Below are 26096 nucleotides of genomic sequence, written 5' to 3'. Positions count from 1 at the left end.
GTTCAAACCCAAGTTCAAACCGGAGAAACATCATGACTGCTACCACCCGCACCCTGTCCGCCACCGCCCTGGTTCTGGCCCTCGGTTCCGCTCTGAGCATCGCTGCCGTCTCCACCGCCCACGCCGCTGACGACAACATGGAAAAATGCTTCGGCGTGGCCATGAAAGGCAAGAACGATTGCGCCGCAGGCGCGGGCACCACCTGTGCCGGCACCGCGAAAATGGATCATCAGGCCAACGCCTGGAAACTGGTTCCGAAAGGCACCTGCACCACCACCGAAAGCAAAACCTCGCCGACCGGTTTCGGTCAGCTCGAAGCGTTCAAAGCCAAGTCCTGATCCGGGAGCCGCCCGAGTGTCGATCATGAGCACATCCTGCGACCATGCCTTGCGCCGCACTCGGGCAGCCCTCACCGGGCTCCCGTCCCGTGCCGGGCTGGGGCTCAAGAGCGAGCACTTCAGCGAAGTGCTCGCTTCACGTCCGGACATCGGTTTCTTCGAAGTCCACGCCGAAAACTACATGGTGGCCGGCGGACCGTTTCATCATTTTCTGGGCTTGATTCGCGAGGCGTATCCGCTGTCGCTGCATGGCGTCGGGCTGTCCATCGGGGCCGAAGGCCCGCTGGATGTTCAGCACCTCAAACGCCTGGCGGCGCTGATCGAGCGCTATCAACCCCACTCCTTTTCCGAACACCTGGCCTGGTCGAGCCACGGCCCGGTGTTCCTCAATGACTTGTTGCCCCTGGCCTACGACAGGCCGACGCTGAACCGCGTCTGCGACCACATCGATCAGGTACAGCACACCCTCAAGCGCCAGATGCTGCTGGAGAACCCGGCGACCTATCTGGCGTTCCAGCGCTCGACCATCGACGAAGCGGATTTCATCCGTGAAGTCATCCGGCGCACTGGCTGCGGGCTGTTGCTGGACGTGAACAATGTCTACGTCTCGTGCATCAACCATCAACGCGATCCCCTGGCTTACCTCGATGCACTGCCACTGCACGCGGTGGGCGAAATTCATCTGGCAGGTTTTGCTGAAGATTCCGACAGCCTCGGTGATCGCTTGCTGATTGACGATCACGGCGCGCCTATCGATCAAGCCGTCTGGTCGCTGTACCGGAAAGCGCTGGAACGTGTCGGCCCGGTGGCGACGCTGATCGAACGGGACAATCAGGTGCCGGCCTTCAACGTGCTGTTGGCCGAAGCGCATCAGGCCGATGAGCTGTTGCTGTGCGCGGGAGGTCGGCCATGAGCACTCAAGCCGCATTCAGCGCAGCGTTGCTCGATATGGACCTGCCCTGCCCCGACGGTTTGTGCAGCGCCAACGGTGCCGACCCCGCCAGCCGTTTCGCGGTGTACCGCAACAATGTTCAGAGCTCGTTGATCAACGCACTGGCCGACAGTTATCCCGTGGTGGTGCAGTTGGTGGGGGACGAATTCTTCCGGGCCATGGCCGGAGTTTTCGTACAAAGCCATCCACCACACAGTCCGTTGATGAGTGACTACGGCGGTGAGCTGGCGGACTTCATCAGCGGCTTCGAACCTGCTGCGAGTGTTCCCTATCTGGCCGATGTCGCGCGGCTGGAGCGCTTGCGCACGCAGGCCTACCACGCGGCCGATGCTTTGCCTCTGAGTCAGGAGCGGATCGCTGCTGTGTTTGCAGATGCCGATGCGCTGAATGAACTGCGCATCGGCCTGCACCCTTCGCTGCATCTGCTCGATTCAAGCTTCGCCGTGGTGGACATCTGGGCGGCGCATCAGCACGACGCGACGCTGGCCGGGATCAATCTGCATCACGCCCAACACGCGTTGATCCTGCGCAATGGACTGGAAGTCGAGGTGTTCGCTGTGGATCGCGGCGCCAGCCAGTTCATTCACCAGCTCAAGGCCGGCCTGTCACTTACGCAGGCGCTGGAATCCGCCGAGGCCTTCGACCTCAGCCAGACCCTCGCCCTGCTCATCAGCCGCCAGCTCATCACTCATTTCCACCCAAAGGTGTCGTCATGAACAGCCTCATTGCCCGCGCCATCGCGCTGCTGGAAAAAATCCCTCACAGCCTGATCGCCTTCATCGCGCGTTTTTCCATCGCAGCCGTGTTCTGGAAATCCGGGCAGACCAAGGTCGAAGGGCTGGCCGTCGACCTGATCGATGGCACCTTCGAGTTCGGCTGGCCGCGTCTGGCGGACTCGACGATTCCACTGTTCAAGAGCGAATACCACGTGCCGCTGCTGGCGCCGGAAATCGCCGCGCATCTGGCGGCGTTTGCCGAACACTTCTTCCCGATCCTGATCCTGATTGGCTTCGCCACGCGTTTTTCGGCGCTGGCCTTGCTGGGCATGACCCTGACCATTCAGCTGTTCGTGTACCCGGATGCGTACCCGACCCACGGCACCTGGATGGCGGTGTTGCTGTACTTGATGGCAACCGGGCCGGGCAAACTGTCGATCGATCACCTGATCGCCAGGCACTACAACCGGTCCAGCGCCTCGCCGCTGAGCTTGAACCAGCCGATCAGGTAATCCGCCAGTACCTGGGTGCGTTTCGGTAGACCGCCCTGATACGGGTGCACCAGATACATCGGCATGCGTCGGGTCTGAAAATCACGCAGGAGCCAGCGCAATCGGCCGTCAGCCAATTCTGCCTGCAACAGGTAGGACGGCAGGCGAGCAATGCCGGCGCCGGCCAGTGCGGCTTTCTTCAACAGGTTGTAGTGATTGCTGGCGAACGGCCCCGACACCCGCACCCGCAGCAGTTCGTGCTGCTGGTGATAGAGCCATTCCTCGCGACCGCTGTAGTGACTGTTGAGCAGGCAACGGTGTTCAGCCAGCGCCTGCGGCGTCAGCGGTTCGCCAAAGCGCTCCAGATATTCAGGGCTGGCGCAGGTCATTTCCTGCCAGGCCAGCAGCGGCTTGGCCACCAGTCGCTCGTCATTGGCCACCTCGGTGCGGATCGCCAGATCGAAACCGTCGCGGGACAGCTCGCGGTAGCTGTTGTTCAGCTCCAGTTCGATCTGTACCTCGGGGTATTTCTGCGAGAAATCCAGCAGCAAACCGTCGAAGAAGGTTTCCCCCAGCGACACCGGAACGGTCATACGCACCGGGCCAGCCATGTCGTCCTTCAATCGCGCCAATGCCTGACGCGCTCGCTCCACCTGGACTACCAGCGCCTGAGCCTGCGGCAACAACGCCGCACCGGCCGCCGTCAGGCTCAGCCGACGCGTGGTGCGTTGCAGCAACACCACGGAAAACCGCGCCTCCAACTGACTGATGCGCTTGGACAATTGCCCCTTGCTGCACCCCAATTGCTGCGCCGCCAGGGTAAAACTCCCCGCCTCGATCAACACCGCGAACGCCGCCAGATCATCCATTTCGCTCATGGATTGTTTCCATTTGAAAACCAAAGGTTGCCCATTAGTGCGCTTATCCGCAGAAAAAACCACTCTAGACTGAAACCTCGTTCAATCAATTGAGGCAATCACGATGAAAATTCTGTTGATCGGCGCGGGCGGCACCATCGGTTCGGCCGTGGACAAAGAACTGTCGCAGCGTCATGAAGTCATTCGTATCGGTCGCAGCAGCGGCGATTTCCAGGTGGATATCAGCGACAGCGCATCGATCCGCAAGCTGTTCGAACAGACCGGCAAGTTTGACGCGCTGGTCTGCGCCGCCGGCAACGTGACCTTCGCCCCGCTGGGTGAAATGACCGAAGACAGCTTCGCCCTCGGCCTGAAAGACAAGTTGATGGGCCAGGTCAATCTGCTGCTGATCGGCCGCGAATTCGCCAACGACGGCGCATCGTTCACCTTCACCACCGGCGTGCTCAGCCACGACCCGATCCGCAGCGGCGCCTCTGCTGCACTGGTCAACGGCGCGCTGGACAGCTTCGTCCGCGCCGCCGCCATCGAGCTGCCGCGCGGTCTGCGCGTGAACTCGATCAGCCCGACCGTGCTGGTCGAAGCCATGGGCAGCTACGCCCCGTACTTCCGTGGCTACAAGCCGGTTCCTGCGGCGGATGTGGCGTTGGCCTACGCCAAAAGTGTCGAAGGCTTGCAGACAGGTCAGACGTTTCACGTGGGTTGAAAAACTTCGGCTTGCGACGCTGGGTCAGCGTCGCATCAAGGTGTCAAAGGCTCCAGCAGCGTCGGCACCAGATTTCTGGCGACCTCACGCGGCACGCCTATCCTCAGGCCCGGCCCGCGGACCACCGATCCAACCATCGCGCTCGACACTTGAATGCCATTGATGGATACCTGCAGGAGCTTGTGCATTCCCTCAGTCGTCGCCCGCTCCAGGCGACGCTGTGCATCCGGGCTCAAGGTGACATTGAGCTCGACCGTTTGCGGATTCGGATCATCGATTCGTTTGAGCTCGAGGCTCATTTCGGAGAAATCCGCCGCTGATGAAAAAGCAATTTCTGCCGCCACCGACGGAAATGAAGCCATCAATGCCAGTACTGCCAATAGCACCCTGCCTGATCCTTTCATACAAAACCTCGCGCATCCAAAAGGCGGACAAGGTACTGCCAAATACCTTTCGCCCCGACTTCCAAAGTTAAGCCAAATGTTTCCGGTACATGGCAGGTCCAACTCATGGTTGTGATCAGCGGCCAGCCTGCGTAACGTGGCGGCACTTGTCTGGAGAGCCAAAGATGCGTGTTGCCCGTTCCCTGATCGTTGTTGCCCTGCTCCCGTTGTTTGCCGCGTGCCAGTTGTTCGATGGTGCGCGGGAAAGCGCCTCCCACGTCGGCCAGACGCGGATGCAGGGGCAACTGACCGCTGCCGACGGCAAACTGGTGTTTCAGGCCTGCGGCGAGCAGCGTCAGTACGTGGTCAATGACATCGGCGGCACCAGCGTCCTGCAAGAGGCCGCCACCCTGGCCGATCAGCAGGGCAAGCTGTTCGCCGACGTGCGCGGGAAGATCGCCGGCGACCGCCTCGACCTGACCCAGCTCTATCGCGTCGAACGCTCCGGCACTGCCTGCGACGATCCCAACTTCAAACAGCTGATCCTGCGCGCCGCCGGCCATGGCCCGGAATGGAACGTCAAGGTCAGCGGCAAGGGCCTGGTCATCGACCGCGAAGGCCAGCCACCGCTCGCCGTGCCTTACGTCGAAGAGCAATTGGGCGATGGCCGTTTCAATCTCAGCAGCGAAGCCAACAACCAGCGCATCGAGTTGTGGGTCGCGCCGCAGCGTTGCGTCGACACCAGCACCGGCAGCGTGCAGCACATGAGCGCCGAGTTGCGTATCGACGGCCAGGTACAGCGCGGTTGCGGGTATTTCGGCGGTTCGCGTAACGACTGATCGTTTTACCCTCACGGGATCCGGCGGATGCGGCTTATAATCGCCGCCTTCAAACGCCCTGGCGCAGTTGTGCGCCCCGCGAACCGGATCCTGTCATGTTACGAATCACCGAACTCAAGCTGCCGATCGACCATCCCGACGAAGACCTGCGCGCTGCCATCGTGCAACGCCTGGGCATTGCCAGCGATGACCTGCTCGATTTCACCTTGTTCAAGCGCAGCTACGATGCGCGCAAAAAGTCTTCCGAACTGTGCTTCATCTACACCATCGACCTCGAAGTGCGCGACGAGGCCAAAGTGTTGGGCAAGTTCGCCGACGACCGTAACGTCAACGTGGCGCCGGATGTCAGCTACAAATTCGTCGGCCAGGCGCCAAGCGACCTGAGCCAGCGCCCGATCGTGGTCGGTTTCGGCCCGTGCGGGATCTTCGCCGGCCTGCTGCTGGCGCAGATGGGCTTCAAGCCGATCATCCTCGAACGCGGCACCGAAGTGCGCCAGCGCACCAAGGACACCTGGGGCCTGTGGCGCAAAAGCGTGCTCAACCCCGAGTCCAACGTGCAGTTTGGCGAAGGCGGCGCGGGCACGTTCTCCGACGGCAAGCTGTACAGCCAGATCAAGGATCCGAAATTCCTCGGCCGCAAGGTGCTGCACGAATTCGTCAAGGCCGGCGCGCCGGAAGAAATCCTCTACGTCAGCAAACCGCACATCGGTACGTTCCGCCTGACCGGCATGGTCGAGACCATGCGCGAAGAGATCCGCGCTCTGGGCGGTGAAGTGCGCTTCCAGGAACGCGTCACCGACGTGCTGATCGAGGACGGTCAACTGGTCGGCGTCGAGCTGGCCAGCGGCGAAACCCTGCACTCCAGACACGTGATCCTGGCGCTGGGCCACAGTGCCCGCGATACCTTCCGCATGCTCCACAGCCGTGGCGTGTTCATGGAAGCCAAGCCGTTCTCGGTGGGTTTCCGTATCGAGCACCCGCAATCGCTGATCGACCGCGCACGTCTTGGCAAGTATGCCGGCCACCCTAAATTGGGCGCCGCCGACTACAAACTGGTGCACCACGCCAAGAACGGCCGTTCGGTCTACAGCTTCTGCATGTGCCCGGGCGGTACCGTGGTGGCGGCGACTTCCGAGCCGAACCGCGTGGTCACCAACGGCATGAGCCAGTACTCGCGTAACGAGCGCAATGCCAACTCCGGCATCGTCGTCGGCATCACCCCGGAAGTCGATTATCCGGGCGGCCCGCTGGCCGGGATCGAGTTGCAGGAACGTCTGGAATCCCACGCCTTCATCCTCGGCGGCAGCGATTACAAGGCGCCGGCGCAACTGGTCGGCGACTTCATCGCCGGCACACCATCCACCGCGCTGGGCGAAGTCGAGCCGTCGTACAAACCGGGCGTCTCGCTGGGCGATCTGGCCCTGGCCCTGCCGGACTTCGCCATCGAAGCGATCCGCGAAGCACTGCCGGCGTTCGAGAAGCAGATTCGCGGTTATTCGCTGCACGATGCGGTGCTGACCGGGATCGAGACCCGCACCTCGTCGCCGCTGCGCATCACCCGAAATGAATCGCTGCAGAGCATGAACGTGAAGGGTCTGTTCCCGGCCGGTGAAGGCGCGGGTTATGCGGGCGGGATTCTGTCGGCGGGTGTTGACGGGATTCGGATTGCTGAAGCCGTGGCGCGTGACATTCTCGGTCTGAAAGACTGACCTGCACCGCCTGAAACACTGCAAAAACTGTGGGAGCTGGCTTGCCAGCGATGACGGACTCAGATTCACATTTAATGTTGACTGACACTCCGCTATCGCTGGCAAGCCAGCTCCCACATTGGTTACCGGTGACTCAAATATTTGCGCGCAACACTGAAGCCGGCAGCGCCTCACCCTGCTCGGCACTCGCCGCTACGGCCGCCATCAATCCCTCCAGCTCATAGCCCTGCGCCTTGAGCCACGCCTGATCGTAATACGTGTCCGCATAGCGCTCGCCGCCATCGCACAGGATCGCCACGATCGAGCCTGACTCCCCCGCTGCTTTCATCTGCTGCGCCGCCATCAGCGCGCCGATCAGGTTGGTGCCACTTGACCCACCCACATGCCGGCCCAGACGCTGCGCGAGGTAATGCATGGCCGCCAGCGACAAGGCGTCCGGCACCTTGACCATCGCATCGATTACCTTCGGCAGGAACGACGCTTCTACCCGCGGCCGACCGATCCCTTCGATCCGCGAACCGTGGTCCAGACGCAGGCTGGCATCGCCGGTCTGGTAAAAGTCGAAGAACACCGAACGCTCGGCATCGGCGCACAGTACGCGGGTACAGTGCTGGCGGTAACGCACGTAACGCCCGAGGGTCGCGGTGGTGCCGCCGGTGCCGGGGCTGGAGATCAGCCAGGCCGGGCATGGATGCTGTTCGTAGCGCATTTGCTGGAAGATCGATTCGGCGATGTTGTTGTTCGCCCGCCAGTCGGTGGCGCGCTCGGCGTAGGTGAACTGGTCGATGAAGTGACCGTCGTGCTCGCGGGCCAGGCGTTCGGATTCGGCGTAGATCTGGGTCGGATCGTCCACCAGATGACTCTGGCCACCGTAGAACGCAATCTGCGCAATCTTCTCTCTGGAGGTGTTCGCCGGCATCACCGCAATGAACGGCAGGCCGAGCATGCGTGCGAAGTACGCTTCGGAAATAGCCGTCGAACCGCTGGACGCCTCGATCACCGGCGCGCCGGGTTTGAGCCAGCCATTACACAAGGCGTAGAGAAACAGCGAGCGGGCGAGCCGATGCTTGAGGCTGCCGGTCGGGTGGCTGGACTCGTCCTTGAAGTACAACTCGATGCCCGGAAAGCCCGGCAACGGCAAGGGGATCAGGTGGGTGTCGGCGCTGCGCTGGAAGTCCGCTTCGATGATCCGGATGGCTTCGCGGGCCCACTGTCGGTTGTCGCTCATGGCTGTTGTTCTCGTTGAATCGGGCAAAAATGCCTTCACAGGCTCAGCCCCAAGCTTAGGAAAAAACCTACAGCACCGACAGATACAGCTGAACTTCAATACCTTGGGCAACTGCTAGGCTCTCCTGCACGTTGGCCGGCGCCCTGTAACCATATATAACAAAAAAGAATATAACTTTTGTTTTAACAACTAACGGTACGGGTTAGGGTGTGCCACCTTTTGACTTTATCGATGGAGAGCGACCTTGCCTCTGCGTAGCACTTTCACGCGTTTCTTTCAGTTGGAAGCTGCCAGCGGTCTGTTACTGATCGCCGCAGCCATCCTGGCTCTAATCATCAACAACTCGCCGCTGTCGTGGTTGTACAACGGCCTGCTCGACACGCCGGTGGTGGCGCAGATCGGCGCGTTGAAAATCGCCAAACCCCTGCTGCTGTGGATCAACGACGGCCTGATGGCGCTGTTCTTCCTGCTGATCGGCCTGGAAGTGAAGCGCGAAGTGCTCGACGGTCAGTTGTCTAAACCGTCGCAGATCGTCCTGCCCGGTGCGGCCGCAATTGGCGGCATGCTGGTGCCGGCGCTGATCTACTGGTTCCTCAACCGTGACAACCCGGCAGCCCTCGACGGCTGGGCGATTCCGACCGCCACCGACATCGCCTTCGCCCTTGGCGTGCTGGCCTTGCTCGGCAAGCGGGTGCCGGTGTCGCTGAAGCTGTTCCTGATGACCCTGGCGATCATCGATGACCTTGGCGCGATCGTGATCATCGCGATTTTCTATTCCGGCGAGCTCTCGACCCTGTCGCTGGGCCTCGCGGCCGCGTGCATCGCGGCGCTGGTAGCGATGAACCGGCTCGGCGTGGTCAAACTCGGGCCGTACATGATCATTGGTTTGATCCTCTGGGTCTGCGTACTGAAGAGCGGTGTCCACGCGACGCTGGCCGGCGTAACCCTGGCGTTCTGCATCCCGCTGCGCACCAGGAATGCCGAGCCTTCGCCGCTGCTGACCCTCGAACACGCGCTGCACCCGTGGGTGGCCTACGGCATTCTGCCGCTGTTCGCCTTCGCCAACGCGGGTCTGTCGCTGAGCGGCGTGACTGTCGAGAGCTTCACCCACCACGTGCCGATGGGCATCGCCGTCGGCCTGCTGCTGGGCAAGACCCTCGGCGTGTTCGGCCTGACCTGGCTCGCCGTAAAAATCGGCATCGCCGCCCTGCCTCAGGGCGCCAATTGGGGCCAGGTGCTGGGCGTGGCGATCCTCTGCGGGATCGGCTTCACCATGAGCCTGTTTGTCGGCTCACTCGCCTTCGTGCCGGGCTCCAGTGAATACGCCGGGATGGACCGGATGGGCATTCTCACCGGGTCGGTGTTTGCGGCATTGATCGGTTATGCGGTGACGTTGGCGGCGAGCAGAACGAACACCGCGTTGCGATAGCCGTAGCGAACAATCCCCACGTCTTTAGAGATACGTCCTACAGCCACGATTTTCCTGCTTCGTTAACTTCGTGCAGCCCCTTTCGAGGGGCTGCCGATGCATGAACGAAAGGACAATCAGTGGCTGTTCAAAAGGTCATTCCCCGGGTTCCCAACCCACCGGCGGGCGACGGGCATCACGTCTCCTACCGCTATATGACGGCTACCGAACTGGCCGATCAGCAAGACCGACAAGACAAGTACGACGCCATGCTGGCGAGACAGGACGCCTTCGAGCGCAGCCGTGAGGTCGCGGTGAACAAGCCTGAGCCGGTGCGCGCGGGCTGCGTATTCGCCAAGTCTTGCAAGCTGCCGGACGCGATCATCGATTACTCGAATCCTGCGGGGATGGTGCCGACTGACAGCCTGAAGGATTACGGCGAGCTGATTTTGCTCGGTGGCCGTGAGGCCAATGACAGCGGTGGGGTTGAACTCAAGAAAATCAGCGGCACTGCCATTCCTGCGGGGCTGGGCACTTTTGCCCTTGCCAGTGAGGCGGTCAAGGGATTGCCCGCGATGGCCTCTGCAGCCGTCATCAGCCCGTTGCTCGGGCTGGTGGCGATGTTCATGCCCTCGAACCTGGGCGATAGCGCGCTCTATACCGAAGACCAGTTACTCGCCCTCAAACAGGCCCGAACCCGCGTGCGCTTGCGTGTTGAACAGCAGGCCGATGGCAGCCTTAAGGGTTACGGCTTCTATACCGGCAAGAATCGCGACTGGGAGATGGTTGATGTCGTGCAGTTCGCGGCACGCGATAGCCGGTTTGTTGCAGACCTTGGTGAAGGTGTTGAGCTGGTCTGGACGCCTGCTGTGGACGGTTCCGACATCCTCGGTATTCCTGCACTGGAGGCTGCTCCGCAGGCGCCGCATATCTGGGTGTATCCGCCGACGAAAGCGGCGGACGGGATTCTGGTGAATCCGGTTTATCCACCGGAGTATCGGGATTTCATATTGGTGTTTCCGGCGGAGTCCGGGGTTCGGCCGCTGTACATTGTTGTCAGCAAACCTGGAGACCATAAGTACTACGATGATCCCGAAACGCTTCCTGCGTTCCCCGACACTCAAAGGGTGAAGTCAAAGGCCTCAGTGCGAGGTGGTGGAAAAAAGAGAGCCCGCTGGCTTGATGGAAAAGGCCGGATATATGAATGGGACTCCAAAACCGGCGCTATAGAGCTGTACGACAAGCTGGGAATTCATTTGGGAGAATTCAATCATTTGACGGGAGAGCGAACAAAAAAAGCAAAGCCAGGCAGAACGACTCCCAGATAACTCACTGAAGAGAGAAAGATGCGCTATTTATCGATCACCGGATTTTTCCCGGATGAGAAGCAGGATGACTCATTGCAATTCGAGCTCAAGGTAAAAGATTACGAACTGAGCCAAGCATTAGCGCAAATCACTGAATCCAAAACTCTTGAGGAAGTTGAACCAGGAGAGCTGGAGATGACTGAAAGTCAGGTCAGGCAGGCGTCAGAGCTTTTGAAAGTCGACTTTCCGAAAGGCCTGGAATATTTCATTGGCACTCGGGCGGGCTCGTAAACAACCAATAAAAAAACCCCGACCAGTCACCTGATCGGGGTTTTCTTTTACCGCTCGTTCGCGATTAGTGCGAAACGCGGCTGGTCCCGCCAACGGTGGAAATCCGTACCCGCTCACCCACGCGGAACACTTCATTCTCCTGCACTTGCTGCACGTAGGCGCGCATGCTGCCGTCGTCTTCACGTACGGTGATTTCAACACCTTGAGTGCGGGTCAGGCCTTCTTCAGTGGCCGAACCGATCAGGCCGCCGGCCACGGCACCGATAACGGCTGCAACGATGCTGCCTTTGCCGCCGCCGATGGCACTGCCGCCAACACCGCCAACCACTGCACCGGCAGCACCACCGATCGGGGTTTTGGTGCCTTCGATTTTCACCGGACGCAGGGATTCGATGGTGCCCATGCGAATCGTCTGCACGCGACGCGCTTCGTCACGGGAGTAGGAGTCACCGGTCAGGCTCGACTGGCAGCCGGTCAGCAACATCGCCATCGTGGAAAAGGAAGCAACCAGCAGAACAGACTTACGCATAGCATCAACTCCAAAGGACAGGTATTCATTAAACTCCGCAGCTTGACGCCTGTCACGGCGTCGCCCGGATAAAGTTGCTTTCATTCAGGCCCGGTACAGGCACCCGCGAACTCCCCAACAGTAGCGCCAAATTCCATTTCCTGCGCCGCCGACCCAAGGATTTCCATGGATTACTTCATCATTGTCGTCACCACAGCCGCCGGCCTGTACTTCCATTGGTGGCTGTATGTGCGGATCAAACGCTGGATGTATCGCGATCTGGCATTGTCACTGGCCGGCAAGGATGAAGGCAAACGCGCGTTCATGCTCGAACGGCTGGAGCAGGCTCAGGCGCAGAAGATCAAGCGCCGGGACCTGCCGAAGTGGCTCCAAGCCGCTGCGGCAGACTATCCCGCTCGGTAGACTGCTCAGGGTGCCAGACGTTCAAGAATCCAGTCGGCGCCCTGCACACGGTAGTTGAGGCGATCGTGCAGGCGGCTCGCGCGGCCCTGCCAGAACTCCATGCGCTCGGGGAGCAAGCGGTAGCCACCCCAGTGTTCCGGGCAGTGAGGCTGAGTGTCGGTGAAGCGTTGCTCGGTCGCCTTGAGCAAATCTTCCAGCTCACCCCGGCCGTTGATCACCCGGCTCTGCGGTGAAGCCCAGGCGCCGAGTCGGCTCCCCAGCGGTCGCACCTGATAGTACGCATCCGACTCTTCAGGCGTGACCTTCACCACCCGCCCTTCGATCCGCACCTGGCGCTCCAAAGTCGGCCAGAAGAATGTCATGGCAGCAAACGGGTTCGCCGCCAGATGCTGGCCCTTGGCACTTTCGTAGTTGGTGAAGAAGGTGAAGCCCTGCTCGTCCAGCCCCTTGAGCAGCAGAATGCGGCAATGCGGACGGCCATTCGCATCCACCGTGGCCAGGGTCATGGCGTTGGCTTCCACTGGCGCCTGTTCGGTTTTCACCGCTTCGGCAAACCACTGGTGAAACAACGCAAAGGGCTCCGCCGGGGCTTGCGCCTCGGTCAGGCCATCCCGGGTGTAATCACGACGCATATCTGCCAGAGACTGGGTCACGGCGCATTCCTTTTCGTTAGCGGATCACTTTTTAGTGGTATCGGTCGCAGCGACTTTCTTGTCGGTTGCGGCGGCTTTGGCGGGCGCGGTCTTTTTCGCCGGAGCCTTGGCCGGGGCCTTTTTCGCTGGAGCCTTGGCAGCAGCTTTCTTGGCCGGAGCCTTTTTGGTGGCCGGTACGGCAGCCTTCTTCGCAGCCGGCGCCGGAGTCACCGGTTTGGCGGCAGGCTTGACGTCCTGGGCGGCGACCATCGTCACTGGCTTAGGTGCTGGCATGTTGTATTTGCTCAGTAGCGCGACCATGGTGTTTTGCGGCGTCACCAGCAGTTCGACGCGGCGGTTCAGGGCACGGCCTTCAACGCTGTCGTTGGCAGCACGCGGTGCTTCGGAGCCCATGCCGCGCAGCATCAGGCGGTCACGCTGCAGACCACTGAGACGGAAAATTGCCGCCACGGCCTGGGCGCGTTCCTGGCTCAACTTGATGTTGGCCGGAGCGGCACCGGTGGTGTCACTGTGACCGAGCACCAGTACGGCGGTTTTCGGGTCGGCTTCAAGGATTTTCGCCACGCGGGTGAACGGGCCGAGGGTCACTGGCAGCAGCATCGCCGGACGATCCGGGTTGAACGAGCCTTCCACCGGCGCGGTCACGACCAGCACGTTTTCACGGCGTTCGAGTTGCAGGTTGCTGTCCTTGATCGCGGTGCGCAGGCGCGGTTCGTAGTCATCCAGCCACGCTTGGGTCACTTTCGGATCGGGCATCGGCACGACTTTGGCAGTGTCCTGCTCCTTGCCACCAAACGGCCACCACCATTTGCCACCCTTGTCGGCCTCTGCCTTGGCGACTTCGACCGGTTTTGCTTCGGGCTTGGCTTCAGCTTTCACTTCTGGCTTGGCTGCCGCCGAGTCGTCCGAGCCAAACGGCCAGTACCACGGATTGCTGCTCTCGGCCTTGGCCACAGGCGCGGTGGCGGCCGGTTTCAATGGGGCAGGCGCCGGAGCCGGCTCCTTGGCTGCAACTTTGTCGGAAGAACCGAACGGCCACCAGCTGCCGCCATCGGCGTCGTTCTTCGGAGTCTGTGCACAACCGGTGATTGCGAAACACAGGGCCAGGGCGAGAGTTTGTTTGGACGACATTGGAAACCCACAAAAAGAATTAGTGAACAATCAGAGGACTTTCGCCCGGATAAACAGACGCTTTGAAACGAAAATCGCCATGAGGTTCCGGCCCTGGAACCTCGGACGATGCTTTACAGACAAGTGGCAAGTACCCGCGCCAGCTTCTGCGCGCGCGGATCCATCAAGACGTACGGCCCCAGGGTATTTGTCACAAATCCGAAGGCCACATCGTGCTCCGGATCAGCAAAACCGATGGAACCGCCCGCCCCCGGATGGCCGAATGCACGCGGGCCGAGGCCGTAGGTGGCGTTCGGCACGTCGGGTTGATCGAGCATGCAACCGAGACCGAAACGGGTGCGGGTCAGCAAGGTCTTGTCCTCGCCGAGGCTGTGTTCGCGGGTCAGTTCGTCGAGCATTTCGCTTTCCAGCAGGCTGCCGTCGAGCAGACCGGCGTAGAACCCGGCGAGGCTGCGGGCATTGCCGTGGCCGTTGGCCGCCGGTTGCTGCATGCGTCGCCATTCCGGTTTGTTGGTGCTGGTGAGCACCGACGGCGGATTGGTGAAGGCCCGGGTGGTCATGGCCGTTGGCTCGCGCATGGTCACTTGCAGCAAGCGTTGGGCGGCAGCGTCGCCAGTGTTGCCCTTGCCGCGAGCGATGTGCGCCACACGATGGAATTCTTCGTCGGCCAGACCGACATGGAAATCCAGCCCCAGCGGTTTGGCGACCCGCGCCACAATGGACTCCCCCGGCCCGCGACCGTCGGCACGCCGCAGCAATTCGCCGATCAGCCAACCGTAGGTGATCGCGGCATAACCGTGACCGGTGCCCGGCGTCCACCACGGTGCTTCGGCGGCGAGGGCGTCGACCATGGTTTGCCAGTCGTACAGCGCTTCAGGCGCCAACAGCTCGCGCAGGGCCGGCAGACCGGCCTGATGGCAAAGCAGTTGGCGCAGGGTGACGGACTCCTTGCCGGCGGCGGCGAATTCCGGCCAGTAACGGGCGACCGGCGCATCGAGCTGCAACTTGCCTTCGGCAACCAGTTGCAGCGCGGTGACGGCGGTGAAGGTCTTGGTGCAGGAGAACAGGTTGGCGATGGTGTCGCTGTGCCAGGCCTCGGCGCCGTCCTTGTCGGCGGTACCGGACCAGAGGTCGAGGACGGTTTCACCGCCGACCCGGATGCACAACGCGGCGCCGCGTTCCTGGGGATCGTCGAATAGTGCGGCGAAGGCTTCGCGCACCGCTTCGAATTGAAGCTCGTAATGTCCCTGAATCTGCACCCGCAACTCCCCCGCGAAAACGCTCTACAAAGTGGCCCGCATTGTTCCAGCCCAAGAGGCTTTTGGGAACCGCTGCGGGCCGGGCGGTCTTCAGGTTTTGAATGATCAGTGACCGTTGCCGGAATGCCCGCCTGCATGGCCTGCGCCCTGCCCCGGGCCTTTGCCGGCGTCAGCCTTGCGGCCGCCTTCGGTTTCGTGGCCGGCCTTGTCCGCTGCGGCAGCCGCTTTCTGCGCCTCTTTGCTCAACTGATCGACGGTCGCCAGGTTGCTTTTGCGCACCGCTTCGACAAAGCCCTGAAACGGCAGATCAGTGACTCCGACCAGACCAAAGTGACCGTTCTCGCCATCGAGCAGGCGCCCGGTCACCGGTTGGTCCAGATACTGGAACCAGTGCACGCCAACAATCGACGGTTCGCTCAGCGCCTGTTTGAGGAAGTTGGCGTAGGCCGGGCCGCGATCTTCTTCCTTGCTTAACGGGGTCACGCCGCCCCAGAACGGGCCACGGTCGGTGGAGCCGAAGTTGAATTCGGTGATCAGCACCGGTTTGTCGAGGTTGCGCAGCGCGGCGAAGTCATAACCGTCCTGCGGTTGCAGGGTGTACATGTTGAAGCTCAGCACGTCGCAATACTGGGCGCAGGACGCCACGGCTTCCGGGGTGCTGGTGGCGAAACGGCCGCCGAGCAGCAACTGGTTCGGCGCGTGCCATTTCAGCGAGTCGGAAATGGTCTTGAAGTAAGTGTCGGCGAAGACCTTCTGGAAGTATTTGAAGTCGGCTTCGATTTCCGGATGCTCAGGATTCGGCAGCGGCGCCTCGAAACCCGGGTCTTCCATCAATTCCCATGCCGGCAGATCAATGCCCCAGGCCTTCGACAGCCCCGCCTGATTGCGGTACTTGTCGCGCAACTGCTTGAGGAATGCGCGTTTGGCCGGAACGTCGGTGGTCATTTTCAAGGTGCCGTAGGCCAGCGCGTAACGGGATTTCGGATCATCGCCGGGGCCGGCCCAGGCCAGTTCGTTGTCGGCGAAGTAGCCGATCAGCCACGGATCATCACGATGATCGCGGGCGGCAATGGCCACGGCACGCTCGGTGGCCATGGCAAAACGCGGATCGAACGGATCAGGCATGCCGCCCCACCAGTCGGTACCGGTGCTGATGCTGGTGTAATCGCCGACGATCGACAGCGGCAAGGTGTACGGCATGCGCTCCGCGTTACCGAGGACGGGGGCGCTCCAGTTACCGACGGTGTTGAAGCCCCAGGCTTGCAGGCGATCAAGGGTGTGGCTGGCCCACTTTTGCTCGTCGACGGTGTTTTTGCACGGCGTCGCGACACTTTGCCCGCTGGTGGCTGCCGACTCGGCGACCCCGGCTTTCGGCTGTTCGGAGGCGGCTACCGGTGCACTGGCGTTGGTTGCCGCCTCTTCGGCGGCGCCAGCCTTGGCGGCTTCGGCGACACCGGCCTTGTTGCCGCTATCCGGGATGCATGGCTCGCCATAAAGGCGCTGAAGGTTGGCGCCGTAGAAGTCGTACCAACGCCCGAAGTTGTAGCCACGGCCCTGATCGGCGCCGTTGCCGCCACGGTTATCACCCTCGCCGAAGTGGCTGGCCAGCGGCTCTTCCGGTTTTGGCAGGGATTCGAACATGTACTCGCGGCCGGCCACGTAGGTCTGGTTGACCTCGGGGCTGACGGTGTTCACGCCCAGGGAATAGAACGGATGGCCCTCGGGCGTCACCAGATACCAGCGGCCGTCACGTTTCTCAGTGCGGAAGAAACCGCTGGCCTTGAACGCCGGGCCTTTGCTCCAGCCACCGAACTTGTCCAGCGAGGACTTTTCGCGCTCGGCCAGCCAGGTGCTCAGTTGTTGCTGTTCTTTGGCGGCGGCGGATTTCAGTTGTTCGTCATTGGCGACTTTCTCCGGCCACTTGCCGCGAGTCGATTGGCCATAGGCGTCCACCAGATTGCCGTAGGCGGATTTGATCACCTCGCCTTCGTCCTGCACGCCAAAGCGCTCGAGCAGCAGACTTTGCGCGGCTTTCGGCTGATCCATCGACAGGCTGACCGACACCACCTGGCTGCGATCCAGCTCACCGCTGCTGCTCGCCAGCAGGATGCGCTGCCCGTCGATCATCATCGGCATCACCGGCCCGGCTTTCATGCCCTGACTCAGTGGCGAGGTCGCGGTCAACGGCACGAGCAAGGTCTGCGCCGAGCCGGCCGGCAGGTCAACGCGGCTGACCAGGGTCTTGCCGTCATTGCTCTGGATTTGTACGTAGACGGTCACCGCCCAGTTCATCGCGCTCTGGATGCGCAGGCTCATCATCCCGGACTGCGACCAGTCCCAGGCACCGGTCTGCGGGGACAGACGCAAGGTCGGGCGGGCCGTCGGATTGAACGTCACCCGCCGCAGCACTTCGCCTTCGGGGGTCTGCTCGGCGTTGGCTTGCGGCAGGTCGGCGTTTTCGGTCGCCACTTTCACCACATCGGCGGGGCGGACAAAGTTGAACAGGGTCTGCTGGCCAGCAGGTGCCGCCAGCAAGGGGCCAGCGAAAACCAGGGCAAAAACGGCAGGCAACGAACGACGAATCATGAGAACGGAATTCTCCCTAACGACCCGCAAGGGCCAATGGAAAAGCAGTGACAGAGAGATAGACAGCGCGGCGGGCAAAACTGCCCACCGATGTCTCAGGATATTTCACGACGGAAAGGAGGCAACGCATTGAGGATCGCCTTGCCGTAGCGCTGGGTGACCAGCCGCCGATCCAGCAAGGTGATGGTGCCGCGGTCTTCTTCGGTGCGCAGCAGACGACCGCAGGCCTGAACCAGCTTCAGCGAGGCGTCGGGCACGGAGATTTCCATGAACGGATTGCCGCCCCGGGCTTCGATCCATTCCGACAGTGCGGCTTCGACCGGATCGTCCGGCACCGAGAACGGGATCTTGGCGATCACCACGTGTTCGCAGTAGGCGCCCGGCAAGTCCACGCCCTCGGCAAAACTGGCGAGGCCGAACAGTACGCTGGAATCGCCGCCATCAACCCGCGCCTTGTGCTTGTTCAGGGTTTCCTGTTTCGACAGGTTGCCTTGAATGAACACTTGCTTGCGCCAGTCGCGGTCGAGGCCGTCGAACACGTCCTGCATCTGTTTGCGCGACGAGAACAGCACCAGACTGCCGCACGAGCCTTCGACCAGTTCCGGCAGGTCGCGGATGATCGCGGCGGTGTGGGCGGCGGCATCGCGCGGGTCGGCCTTCAGGTCCGGCACCCGCAACACGCCGGCGTCGGCGTGATGGAACGGGCTCGGCACCACGGCGGTGACAGCTTTTTTCGGCAGACCGGCGCGCATGCGGAAACGGTCGAACGTGCCGAGTGCGGTCAAGGTCGCCGAAGTCACCAGACAGCCGTAGGCCACGTTCCACAGGCTGCGGCGCAGAGTTTCCGCGGCGAGGATCGGGCTGGCGTTGACCTCGATGTCGAACAGCGAACCGCTTTCGGCCAGGGTCAGCCAGCGGGCCATCGGTGGGTTGTCTTCCGGGTCTTCGGCGGTGAACGCGGTCCACAGCTCCCAGTTGCCGGAGGCACGGGACAACAGGCTGCCGAACAGTGGGTACCATTCTTCGGCCTGATTGCTGGCGATGCCGATGTTGACCTCGCCGTCCATGCCTTCCTTGAGCAGATCGGTCAGGCGGGTGAACAGGTCGTTGAGGCGGGCAAAGCCTTTTTTCAGCTCGATGCCCATCTCGCGCATGTGTTCCGGAATCACCCCGCCGATGAAGCGATGACGCGGACGTTCGCGGCCTTCGACGTCTTCACCGGGCTTGAAATCGGCGATCTGTTCGCAGGCAGTGAACATGAACTGCTGCTGGGTCTTGATCTCCCGCGCCAGCTCCGGCACCTGCTCGATCAGCTTGCCGAGGTCGCCCGGCAGCGGGTGCTGGGCCAGCAGCTTGGTGAGGTTCTTGGCGGTGGTTTCCAGCCAGTCGGCGGTGGAACGCAGGCGCGTGTAGTGGGCGAAGTGACCGATGGCCTTGTCCGGCAGGTGATGGCCTTCGTCGAACACATAGATGGTGTCGCGCGGATCGGGCAAGACTGCCCCGCCGCCCAGCGCCAGATCGGCCAGCACCATGTCGTGGTTGGTGACGATCACGTCGACCTTGCCCATGCCTTCGCGGGCCTTGTAGAAGGCGCACTGACCGAAGTTCGGGCAATGACGGTTGGTGCACTGGCTGTGATCGGTGGTCAGGCGCGCCCAGTCTGCGTCTTCCAGCGCGTTGGGCCAACTGTCGCGGTCGCCGTCCCATTTATTGCCGGCAAGCTTCTCGATCATGCTGGTGAACAGCTTCTGGCTGGCCTCATCGACCTCGATCTTGAAGCCTTCTTCTTCGAAAAGCTGGGCTGTGGCGGTCTGCGCATGGCCTTCCTGCAACAGCATGTCGAGCTTGGACAGGCACATGTAGCGGCCACGGCCCTTGGCCAGGGCGAAGCTGAAATTCAGCCCGCTGTTGCGCATCAGGTCGGGCAAGTCCTTGTAGACGATCTGCTCTTGCAGGGCGACGGTGGCGGTGGCGATCACCAGGCGTTTGCCGGCCAGTTTCGCCGTCGGGATCGCCGCCAGGCTATAGGCCACGGTTTTGCCGGTACCGGTGCCGGCTTCCACCGCGACAATCGCGGGGTCGCCACTGCGCCGGCCTTCGTCGTCGGTGTCGATATCCCCGAGGACCTTGGCAACTTCAGCGATCATCAGGCGCTGGCCATAACGCGGTTTGAGGCTCTTGGCCTCTAGAAAACGCGAGTAGGCGCCCTGGATCGTGGTTTTGAGTTCAGTGCTGATCATTGAGTGTCGGGCGCAAAAAACGCTGGATAAATTTTCAGTGGTTCGGATGGGGGGCTATCATACCCCGCGAATCAATCCTGCGCAGATCGGAGTACCCCAATGACACCTTTTAGCCTCGTTTACCCCATCCATGTACTGGCCGCGCTGGTGTGGGTCGGCGGCATGTTTTTCGCCTGGATGGTGCTGCGCCCTGCAGCGATGAAGGCCCTGGACGGCCCCGGGCGCCTGACGCTCTGGGTGGAAGTGTTTCAAGGTTTTTTTCGTTGGGTGTGGGGGGCGGTGATTCTGCTGCCGGTGACCGGAGTGGGCATGCTGCACCTGCAACACATCGCCTTCGATAACGCGCCGCGCTATGTACAGGTGATGATGGGGTTGTATGTGGTGATGACCGCGCTGTTCATCCGGATTCAGGCCTTGATGCTGCCGGAACTGCGCACGGCGGTGCAGGCGAAGGACTGGCCGGCCGGTGCGGCAGTGCTGGGGCGGATTCGCAAGGTGGTGGGGTTCAATCTGCTGGTCGGGGTCGTGCTGGTGGCGGTGGCGGCTGCGCGGCCCTCGTTCTGACAAGCGCGTTTTACCTGATCGTTCCCACGCTCTGCGTGGGAATGCAGCCCGTGACGCTCCGCGTCACTGGACGCGGAGCGTCCCTTGAGGCATTCCCACGCGGAGCGTGGGAACGATCAACGTAGAGGGTAGGTGCAATCGATTACAAGCGCTGTACGGTGACAGACCCCGCCGCACCCGCAGGCCCCGGCTGCCCGTCGGCCCCCGGTTTGCCGCTCTTGCCGCCATCGGCGCGATAGACCAGGCAGCCCTTGGACTTGCCACCCGCCCCCGGTTTGCCGCCAGGACCGGCCGGGCCACCGGCACCGCCGGCAACTTCGACCTTGATCAACTCGGCCGGAAACTCGCGCGGTACTTCAAGACGCACCAGTGCGCCCGGTGCACCCGGCTGACCGTCGCTGCCGTTGCTGCCATCAAAACCGTGCCCCGCCTGACCCCAGGTGCATCCCGGCTCTTGACCGTTAGCGCCATCAAGACCGACAAACCCCGGCGCACCGGTGCCGCCACGGGCATCGACCACCAGTTTCGGCGCATTCAACGCCTTGAATTGCAGATTCAGATTGCGCCCGGCGCGGGCGGCTTTTTCGTAGGTGCCCGGGGCACCACGGGCGGTGATCTGGCTGCCCTCGGCGAGCTCAGCGCGGATGACTTTCATATCCAGCGCCTGTTCGCTTGGCACAATGGCAATGCGCGCCTCATGGCCCAGTCGCAATTCGCCGACACTCAGCTCGGTCACGTTCGAGGGAATCAGCAAGGTGCCGTAATCGGCGACCACCAGTTTCTCCAGTTGCAAGGTGCTGGCGGTGTTGGGCAGACGCATCAGGGAATTGGTTTCGACGCTGACCACCTGGGCGCAGGCCAATGGACTGATGAATGCAGCGAGCAGGCAGAGTTTACGCATGGGAAGCCTCCGGAGCGGCCGGGGCCGGGATGGTTTGCAGGTGGAAAACGCCGAACAACAGGATGCGGCCGCGATCACGCCAAGGGTGCGGACGGCCCTTGAGGCTGCGATTGCACAGCAGCACTTCGAGCACATGGATCGCCAGCAGCAGACCGCCGGCCAGATTGACCAGCAGGTGCAGCGGATGAACAAACGGCACCAGCTGATTGGCCAGCACCACGCAGCAGAACAGCAGGGTCAACAATCGCCCCAGCCCAAAGAACACCTTCATACGCTCCCCCGTGTTGCGAATTATTCTTTGGGCGCACAGTAACGGCTTCTGCAGGGGATAAGCCAGAGGGAAAAATGAAAAAAACCGATCCACCGCCGGATGGCTGCCGGTTCGACGATGTTCATCGACCGACAGCTCTAGCCTGCGGACTACAGACGCATCCTAACGATTGATGTGCAGTTCCACCCGACGGTTTTGCGCACGCCCCTCGTCCGTGTTGTTATCGGCGACCGGTTCGCTCTCGCCACGCCCTTCACTGGTGAGTTTGTCCGGCGCCAGGCCCTGGCTCAGCAAATACTCCGCCACACTGCTGGCGCGGCGCTCCGAAAGTGCCTGGTTATAAGCATCCGAACCCTTGCTGTCGGTGTGACCGATGACTTTGATGCTCACCACGTCGGCATTGCGCAGTTTGTCCATCAGCGTGTCCAGCTGGCTTTTAGCGGCCGGTTTCAGATCGGACTTGTCGAAGTCGAACAGCACGTTGCCGGCATCGTTGAGGGTGATGACTTCGGTTTGCGGGGCCGGTTCGGCGGGTTTCTCGGTGACCGGGTATTGCGGCAGCGGACAGCCACGGTGGTCGACCGGGGTGTTGGCCGGGGTATCGGGGCAACGGTCGCGGCGATCGAACACGCCGTCGTCGTCTTCATCGCCATCCTGGGCATAGCAGATCAATCCGCCGGTGAGGATCCCCAGCGCAGCGCCACCGCCGGCCCAACCGCTGCTTTCGAGCGCGCCGAGACCGCCGCCGACCAGTCCGCCAATAAGGCTGCAGATCGGCCAGGTACGTTGATTGAGGGGAGCGGTGCCATCGCTGTGGGTGGCGCAACCGGTCAACAGGCTGCCCAGCAGCAGAACCGGCAAGACGGACCTTGTAAGAACACTCATCGTTAAAGCTCCTGTGTCACCGGCCCATACCGGTTACACAGGAGTAAAGACCCGCATCCGCGACTGCACAAGCCGCGGATGCGAGGGGGCTAGCGGTTGATTTTGATTTCGGTACGACGGTTCAGCGCGCGACCGTCGGCAGTTTTGTTGTCTGCCACCGGCTGGCTTTCACCGGCACCGGTCACCGACACGAAGCTGCTTTGCGGTACGCCGCTTTCGACCAGGTACTTGACCACCGAGTGCGCGCGGCGATCCGACAGTTTCTGGTTGTAGGCATCGCTGCCGACGCTGTCGGTGTGGCCGGTCACGGTCAGTTGCGCCGTGCTGGATTCCTGTTTCAGGCGCGAAGCGACTTTATCCAGGACCAGCTTGTCAGCCGGGGTCAGCGTGGCCTTGTCGAACTGGAAGTGAACATCGCGGATGACAATGGTTTCTTCCTTGACCACTACAGCTTCTTCGACCACTGGCGCAGGGGCTGGTGGAGGGCAGCCGTCAGCATCGACCTGTACGCCTTTAGGCGTGCCCGGGCACTTGTCGCGACTGTCCGGCACACCATCGCCGTCTTCGTCGCCATCACCGTGAACCCAGCAATAGGCTGCTGCCGTACCGCCGACGAGTAACGCGCCATACCCCGCCCATGCGGAGCTTTCGGTCGCGCCGAGACCCGCACCGACGACACCACCGACTGCCGCACAGGTCGGCCAGTCGGTTTTCTGCAAACCTGCGCAACCAGTCAACACACTGGTTAGCAGAACCAAGGGTAATGCTGTCCGAACTATGCTCATCTAGTTTTCTCCTGAGGGATCGGCTTAGAACCGATTCAGGGAGTAAAGACCGGAGTTTTAATCTCCGCCAGCAATAGGCCATTGCTGTTTGTGCGCCTGTTCACGGGACTTCGACGAATTTGCCGCAAACCCGCAGGACAGAGATCTAGGCCTTGGCGTCCGGGCAGGCTAGTCTTGGCGCTCTGATTGAGGAGCTTCGATGAACGTCGCCATTTCTTCCCGCACGCCACAGCAGGCATTGGCCGCCCTGCTCGACCGCTACGCCCCGGCACGTCTGCTGCTGATCGGCGCCAGCGAGTTCCCGGCGCTGGCTGCCTTCAAGGAAGCGCACCCGGACACCTGCGTCGCGCACGCCGCGCCCGGTGCGTTGCCGGCGGAACTGGCGGCCCGGCGTTTCGACCTGGCGCTGGTGGTCGATTGCCTGGAACATTTGCCCAAGCGTGACGGCCTGAATCTGTTGGGCGGGATCCGCAACCTCAACGCCAGCCGCATCGCCGTGCTGGCGGATCTGCCGGCCAGCGGCTGGCAGGAGACCGATTTTTACTCACTGGCCCTGCAGGCCAGCGAACGCTTCGCCCGCGACGAGCAGGTACTGACACTCTTCACCTACGATCTGCTTGACTACAAACAAGTCCCCGACTGGCTCAACTCACGGTTCTGGGCCAATCCGGAAAACTTCGGGAAATACTGGTGGTAATGCAATGAGTACAGCCATTTGCCCCTGCGGCAGCGGCAACCTGCTGGATGCCTGCTGCGGTCACTATCACGCCGGCCACCCGGCCCCGTGCGCCGAAGCCCTGATGCGTTCGCGCTACAGCGCCTACGTGCTGGGCCTGATCGATTATCTGGTGGCGACCACCCTGCCCGCCCAGCAAGCGGGGCTGGATCGCCAGTCGATCAGCGACTGGAGCGCCCGGAGCACCTGGCTCGGTCTGGACGTGGAAAGCTCGGAAGTGCTCGGCGGCCAGCCGGAACACGCGTTCGTCACCTTCACCGCACGCTGGCATGACGGTCAGGGCGAACACAGCCACCGCGAACGCTCGTCGTTCGTGCAGAACAGCGGGCGCTGGTACTTCATCGACCCGACCGTGCAACTGAAGCTGGGCCGCAACGACGCCTGCCCGTGCGCCAGCGGTCAGAAGTTCAAGAAATGCTGCGCGGGGTATTTCGGCAGCTGAAGCTAGACTGGGCAGCAAAGGGAGTTAAACCATGCTCGGTCATTGGCGCACATTTCAGGCTTTCTCACTGCTCATGCTCTTGGGGATCAGCTTCTCGGGGCTCGGCGGCTGTGCGTCATGGTTTACCGACGACACCCGCGCCCCCGCCGTGCACCTGGTGAAAGTCGAAGTGGTGCGCGCCAAGTTGCTGGAACAGAAATTCATTCTGCACTTTCGCATCGACAACCCCAACGACAGCGACCTGACCGTGCGCGGTCTGGAATACCGCATACACCTGGCCGACATGCTGCTGGCCGAAGGCGAGCACGAACACTGGATCACGGTGAACCCCAAAAGCAGCGCGTTTTACAAGGTGCCGATCCGTACCAACCTGTGGCCGAAGGTCAAAGAGGTGGTGAAAATGCTGAAAAACCCGAACCAGCAGATTCCCTATCGACTGGAGGGCGAGATGGAAACCGGTTTATTCATCGCGCACTACGTGCACCTGGCGCGCAATGGCGTGATAATCCCCGCCGATTTGATTACGGAGTGACCCCGATGACCCAGCAACCTCATGTCCATGGCCCAGACTGCAACCACGATCATGACCATCACCATGATCACGACCATGGCCATGTCCACGGCCCGAACTGCGGCCACGCCCACCAGGAACCGGTGCGCAACGCCCTGAAAGACGTTGGCCGCAACGACCCTTGCCCATGCGGCAACGGCAAGAAATTCAAGAAGTGCCACGGCGCTTGATGCCTTGGGCGAAGAGCATCTTCGCCTGAGACACCGCCTTCGCGAGCAAGCCCGCTCCCACAAGGATCGCGCTCCATCAGGAGCAACTCGGTCGAATGTGGGAGCTGGCTTGCCAGCGATGAGGCCGGCGCACTCCCCGATCAGTATCAGACTGCCTCAAGAATCCCGGCACTGCTGATCACCGTCGCATACTCCCCGTGCAAATTCCCCAGCGACATCGCATGTACCTCCTCAGCCGAACGCAACGTGCCGAAATAGTCGGCCTTGTCGAAGGTAAAGCACGCATCCTCCGCCACCCACGCGTCAAACCCCAGATTGCCCGCCGTGCGCGCCGTGGATTCCACCGAGTTGTTCGTCGCCACGCCGACAATGATCAACTGCCCGATCCCCGCCTCACGCAACTTCGCCTCAAGCCCCGTCGCACAAAACGCATCCGGCACCTGTTTCTGAATCAGCCACTCGTCGTCCTGCGGCAGAAACCTTTCCTGAAAATCCACGCCTGACTGCTCGGGCCAGAACACCGAATCCGGTGAGCGCGACAAGTGCTGCACGTGGATCACCGGCCGACCGCTGCGCCGCCAGAAGTTCAGCAAGTCGAGGATTCGTTCTTCGGCCAACGGATTATTCCGTCGACCCAGACGCGGCTGCAGGATGCCTTTTTGCTTGTCGATGATGATCAGTGCAGCGTTGGCCTGAAGCTCCATGGCGATTTTTCTCACGCGGGGTCA

30 protein-coding genes are annotated in these 26096 nt (G+C 61.8%); 16 read left to right on the top strand and 14 right to left on the bottom strand.

Translation table 11 applies throughout. From position 1 onward, the window contains the following. Window positions 1–32 precede the first annotated feature (32 nt). The 4 genes from CAF77_RS20315 to CAF77_RS20300 are packed head-to-tail and all read left to right on the top strand — an operon-like array spanning window position 33 to window position 2518. Window positions 33–338, top strand: a complete 306-nt coding sequence (locus tag CAF77_RS20315; protein ID WP_011332799.1) for a DUF2282 domain-containing protein — start codon at window positions 33–35, stop codon at window positions 336–338. A 25-nt stretch (window positions 339–363) separates the two neighbouring features. Beyond that, complete coding sequence (locus CAF77_RS20310; protein WP_085655644.1) at window positions 364–1251, top strand: DUF692 domain-containing protein; 888 nt, start codon at window positions 364–366, stop codon at window positions 1249–1251. Beyond that, a complete protein-coding gene (locus CAF77_RS20305) occupies window positions 1248–2006 on the top strand; it encodes a DUF2063 domain-containing protein (RefSeq protein WP_085655639.1) in 759 nt (252 codons plus the stop codon). The genes CAF77_RS20310 and CAF77_RS20305 overlap by 4 nt, the downstream gene beginning before the upstream one ends. Beyond that, on the top strand, window positions 2003–2518 hold the full coding sequence (locus CAF77_RS20300) for a DoxX family protein (RefSeq protein ID WP_085655638.1): 516 nt from the start codon (window positions 2003–2005) through the stop codon (window positions 2516–2518). Before CAF77_RS20305 ends, CAF77_RS20300 begins: the two co-directional genes overlap by 4 nt. On the opposite strand, the gene CAF77_RS20295 is transcribed toward CAF77_RS20300, so the two are convergent. Further along, the gene (locus CAF77_RS20295) at window positions 2467–3375 is read right to left on the bottom strand and encodes a LysR family transcriptional regulator (protein WP_064382941.1); all 909 of its coding nucleotides are present in this window, start codon (window positions 3373–3375) and stop codon (window positions 2467–2469) included. The two genes, CAF77_RS20300 and CAF77_RS20295, sit on opposite strands and share 52 nt — an antisense overlap. Window positions 3376–3478: 103 nt before the next feature. Between CAF77_RS20295 and CAF77_RS20290 the strand changes: the two genes are divergently transcribed. After that, window positions 3479–4078: a short chain dehydrogenase gene (locus CAF77_RS20290; protein WP_007959150.1), complete on the top strand. Its 600-nt coding sequence runs from the start codon at window positions 3479–3481 to the stop codon at window positions 4076–4078. Window positions 4079–4113: 35 nt separating this feature from the next. On the opposite strand, the gene CAF77_RS20285 is transcribed toward CAF77_RS20290, so the two are convergent. Continuing rightward, window positions 4114–4482 carry a hypothetical protein gene (locus tag CAF77_RS20285; protein ID WP_064382940.1) on the bottom strand — a complete coding sequence of 123 codons (369 nt, stop codon included), beginning with the start codon at window positions 4480–4482 and terminating at the stop codon, window positions 4114–4116. Window positions 4483–4646: 164 nt separating this feature from the next. Between CAF77_RS20285 and CAF77_RS20280 the strand changes: the two genes are divergently transcribed. Together CAF77_RS20280 and CAF77_RS20275 are read left to right on the top strand one after the other, a co-directional pair. After that, the gene (locus tag CAF77_RS20280) at window positions 4647–5300 is read left to right on the top strand and encodes a COG3650 family protein (protein ID WP_064382939.1); all 654 of its coding nucleotides are present in this window, start codon (window positions 4647–4649) and stop codon (window positions 5298–5300) included. Between the two features lie 95 nt (window positions 5301–5395). Continuing rightward, a complete protein-coding gene (locus CAF77_RS20275) occupies window positions 5396–7009 on the top strand; it encodes an NAD(P)/FAD-dependent oxidoreductase (RefSeq protein WP_064382938.1) in 1614 nt (537 codons plus the stop codon). 133 nt (window positions 7010–7142) lie between these two features. On the opposite strand, the gene CAF77_RS20270 is transcribed toward CAF77_RS20275, so the two are convergent. Next, window positions 7143–8237 (bottom strand): PLP-dependent cysteine synthase family protein, encoded by a 1095-nt coding sequence (locus tag CAF77_RS20270; RefSeq protein WP_064382937.1) that lies wholly within the window; start codon window positions 8235–8237, stop codon window positions 7143–7145. Window positions 8238–8481: 244 nt separating this feature from the next. Here CAF77_RS20270 and nhaA point away from each other — a divergent pair, with 244 nt between their 5' ends. The 3 genes from nhaA to CAF77_RS20255 all read left to right on the top strand — a co-directional run bounded on the left by nhaA (window position 8482) and on the right by CAF77_RS20255 (window position 11243). After that, window positions 8482–9666 (top strand): Na+/H+ antiporter NhaA, encoded by a 1185-nt coding sequence (gene nhaA, locus CAF77_RS20265; RefSeq protein WP_064382936.1) that lies wholly within the window; start codon window positions 8482–8484, stop codon window positions 9664–9666. Between the two features lie 119 nt (window positions 9667–9785). Further along, window positions 9786–10973: an S-type pyocin domain-containing protein gene (locus tag CAF77_RS20260; protein WP_064382935.1), complete on the top strand. Its 1188-nt coding sequence runs from the start codon at window positions 9786–9788 to the stop codon at window positions 10971–10973. Window positions 10974–10991: 18 nt separating this feature from the next. Continuing rightward, window positions 10992–11243, top strand: a complete 252-nt coding sequence (locus CAF77_RS20255; protein WP_011332788.1) for a pyocin S6 family toxin immunity protein — start codon at window positions 10992–10994, stop codon at window positions 11241–11243. A gap of 64 nt (window positions 11244–11307) precedes the next feature. Here the strand turns inward: CAF77_RS20255 and CAF77_RS20250 are convergent, their stop codons facing one another. After that, entirely contained in the window at window positions 11308–11772 is a 465-nt protein-coding gene (locus CAF77_RS20250) for a glycine zipper 2TM domain-containing protein (protein WP_007969461.1), read from the bottom strand. A gap of 165 nt (window positions 11773–11937) precedes the next feature. On the opposite strand from CAF77_RS20250, the gene CAF77_RS20245 reads away from it, so the two are divergent. Continuing rightward, window positions 11938–12174: a hypothetical protein gene (locus CAF77_RS20245; protein ID WP_085655637.1), complete on the top strand. Its 237-nt coding sequence runs from the start codon at window positions 11938–11940 to the stop codon at window positions 12172–12174. Window positions 12175–12179: 5 nt separating this feature from the next. On the opposite strand, the gene pdxH is transcribed toward CAF77_RS20245, so the two are convergent. From pdxH to dinG, 5 genes are all read right to left on the bottom strand, one after another. Then, complete coding sequence (gene pdxH / locus CAF77_RS20240; RefSeq protein WP_085655636.1) at window positions 12180–12827, bottom strand: pyridoxamine 5'-phosphate oxidase; 648 nt, start codon at window positions 12825–12827, stop codon at window positions 12180–12182. A gap of 24 nt (window positions 12828–12851) precedes the next feature. Continuing rightward, a complete protein-coding gene (locus CAF77_RS20235; RefSeq protein ID WP_085655635.1) occupies window positions 12852–13958 on the bottom strand; it encodes an OmpA family protein in 1107 nt (368 codons plus the stop codon). A gap of 113 nt (window positions 13959–14071) precedes the next feature. Continuing rightward, window positions 14072–15217, bottom strand: a complete 1146-nt coding sequence (locus CAF77_RS20230; protein WP_011332785.1) for an EstA family serine hydrolase — start codon at window positions 15215–15217, stop codon at window positions 14072–14074. Window positions 15218–15322: 105 nt separating this feature from the next. Continuing rightward, window positions 15323–17803 carry a beta-galactosidase gene (locus CAF77_RS20225; protein WP_064382931.1) on the bottom strand — a complete coding sequence of 827 codons (2481 nt, stop codon included), beginning with the start codon at window positions 17801–17803 and terminating at the stop codon, window positions 15323–15325. A 95-nt stretch (window positions 17804–17898) separates the two neighbouring features. After that, the gene (dinG, locus tag CAF77_RS20220; protein ID WP_064382930.1) at window positions 17899–20043 is read right to left on the bottom strand and encodes an ATP-dependent DNA helicase DinG; all 2145 of its coding nucleotides are present in this window, start codon (window positions 20041–20043) and stop codon (window positions 17899–17901) included. A 99-nt stretch (window positions 20044–20142) separates the two neighbouring features. Between dinG and CAF77_RS20215 the strand changes: the two genes are divergently transcribed. Further along, window positions 20143–20607 carry a CopD family protein gene (locus CAF77_RS20215; RefSeq protein WP_064382929.1) on the top strand — a complete coding sequence of 155 codons (465 nt, stop codon included), beginning with the start codon at window positions 20143–20145 and terminating at the stop codon, window positions 20605–20607. Window positions 20608–20749: 142 nt separating this feature from the next. Here the strand turns inward: CAF77_RS20215 and CAF77_RS20210 are convergent, their stop codons facing one another. From CAF77_RS20210 to CAF77_RS20195, 4 genes are all read right to left on the bottom strand, one after another. Then, complete coding sequence (locus CAF77_RS20210) at window positions 20750–21508, bottom strand: hypothetical protein (RefSeq protein ID WP_064382928.1); 759 nt, start codon at window positions 21506–21508, stop codon at window positions 20750–20752. Further along, window positions 21501–21779, bottom strand: a complete 279-nt coding sequence (locus CAF77_RS20205; RefSeq protein ID WP_064382927.1) for a DUF1145 domain-containing protein — start codon at window positions 21777–21779, stop codon at window positions 21501–21503. The genes CAF77_RS20210 and CAF77_RS20205 overlap by 8 nt, the downstream gene beginning before the upstream one ends. Window positions 21780–21941: 162 nt before the next feature. After that, entirely contained in the window at window positions 21942–22664 is a 723-nt protein-coding gene (locus CAF77_RS20200; RefSeq protein ID WP_064382926.1) for an OmpA family protein, read from the bottom strand. Window positions 22665–22753: 89 nt separating this feature from the next. Next, entirely contained in the window at window positions 22754–23449 is a 696-nt protein-coding gene (locus tag CAF77_RS20195; protein WP_011332779.1) for an OmpA family protein, read from the bottom strand. Window positions 23450–23648: 199 nt separating this feature from the next. Between CAF77_RS20195 and CAF77_RS20190 the strand changes: the two genes are divergently transcribed. From CAF77_RS20190 to CAF77_RS20175, 4 genes are read left to right on the top strand one after another with little or no spacing between them, the layout of a single operon-like run. Further along, on the top strand, window positions 23649–24146 hold the full coding sequence (locus CAF77_RS20190; protein ID WP_011332778.1) for a DUF6231 family protein: 498 nt from the start codon (window positions 23649–23651) through the stop codon (window positions 24144–24146). Window positions 24147–24150: 4 nt separating this feature from the next. Further along, complete coding sequence (locus CAF77_RS20185) at window positions 24151–24627, top strand: YchJ family protein (protein ID WP_085655634.1); 477 nt, start codon at window positions 24151–24153, stop codon at window positions 24625–24627. Window positions 24628–24658: 31 nt separating this feature from the next. Continuing rightward, window positions 24659–25159, top strand: coding sequence for an LEA type 2 family protein (locus CAF77_RS20180; RefSeq protein WP_085655633.1), 501 nt, complete (start codon window positions 24659–24661; stop codon window positions 25157–25159). A gap of 5 nt (window positions 25160–25164) precedes the next feature. Then, entirely contained in the window at window positions 25165–25368 is a 204-nt protein-coding gene (locus CAF77_RS20175) for an SEC-C metal-binding domain-containing protein (RefSeq protein WP_003198420.1), read from the top strand. A gap of 146 nt (window positions 25369–25514) precedes the next feature. Here the strand turns inward: CAF77_RS20175 and CAF77_RS20170 are convergent, their stop codons facing one another. Next, window positions 25515–26072 (bottom strand): cysteine hydrolase family protein, encoded by a 558-nt coding sequence (locus tag CAF77_RS20170; protein ID WP_085655632.1) that lies wholly within the window; start codon window positions 26070–26072, stop codon window positions 25515–25517. Between the last annotated feature and the right edge of the window lie 24 nt (window positions 26073–26096).

The sequence above is a fragment of the Pseudomonas sp. R15(2017) genome, assembly GCF_002112685.1.
GTDB lineage: Bacteria > Pseudomonadota > Gammaproteobacteria > Pseudomonadales > Pseudomonadaceae > Aquipseudomonas > Aquipseudomonas glycinae.
This window is presented reverse-complemented; position numbering and strand designations above follow the sequence as displayed.